Origin of the sequence: Actinacidiphila sp. bgisy160 (assembly GCF_965342435.1) — a bacterium.
Taxonomy (GTDB): domain Bacteria; phylum Actinomycetota; class Actinomycetes; order Streptomycetales; family Streptomycetaceae; genus Actinacidiphila.
In genome coordinates, this window is the sequence record NZ_CBDRCM010000141.1 from 1 (window position 1) to 970 (window position 970).

General features: G+C 66.1%; 1 pseudogene. It reads right to left on the reverse strand.

Annotation, left to right across the window (positions count from 1 at the left end):
* A pseudogene (locus ACRWNP_RS37145) lies at positions 1 to 970 on the reverse strand (IS256 family transposase); the annotation flags it as partial.

Consider the following 970-nt stretch of genomic DNA (forward strand, 5'->3'; position numbering starts at 1 on the left):
CTGCCTTCGGAGAGATAGCGGCGGGGGAAGGCGATCCATTCGTCGTGCAGTTCGTTGAGCACGGCGGTGACCAGGCGTTCGAGGGCAGCTGGGTTGGGGAAGACCTGGACGACGTCGGTGCGACGTTTGATCTCGCGGTTGAGTCGCTCCAGGGGATTCGTCGACTGGAGTCTTCCAGTGGGAGATGGGGAAGCCGGCAAAGGCGGTCAGATCCTCCTTGGCGTCCAGGAGCATCTTTTTGACCTGGGGAAACTGTCGGCCGAGCATATCGGCGACGGTGTCGAGCTGCTGGCGGACCAGCTCCGCGCTCGGCTGGGCGAAGATGGTGCGGATCGTCGCGGCGACCATCTCCCCGGAGCCCTTCGGGATCACGCCGAACACATTGCGCAGGAAATGAACGCGACACCTTTGGTAGGCGGCGCCGAGCATGACCTTGCGGATCGCGGCGACCAGTCCGGCGTGGTGGTCGCCGATCACCAGTCGCACTCCGGCAAGGCCGCGGGCCCGCAGTGAGCGCAGGAACTGGGCCCAGAACGCCTCGGTCTCGTTGTCGCCCACCATCACGCCGAGGACCTCGCGGTTGCCGTCCTCGGTGATGCCAGTGGCGATGACCACGGCCTGCGAGACGATGTGGTGGTCGACGCGGACTTTGCAGTAGGTCGCGTCCAGGTAGAGGTAGGGGAAGCGGCTGTGGTCCAGGGGTCGGCCGCGGAAGACCGTGAGCTGTTCGTCCAGGTCACCGCATATGCGCGAGACCTCGCTCTTGGAGATGCCGCTGTCCGCGCCGAGGGCCTTGACCAGGTCGTCGACGGAACGGGTGGACACCCCGTGCACGTACGCCTCCATGATGACCGCGTACAGGGCCTGGTCGATGCGACGTCGTCGCTCCAGCAGGCTGGGGAAGAAGCTGCCGCTGCGGAGCTTGGGGATGGCCAGGTCGAGATCGCCGGCCTGGGTGGCGAGGGTCTTG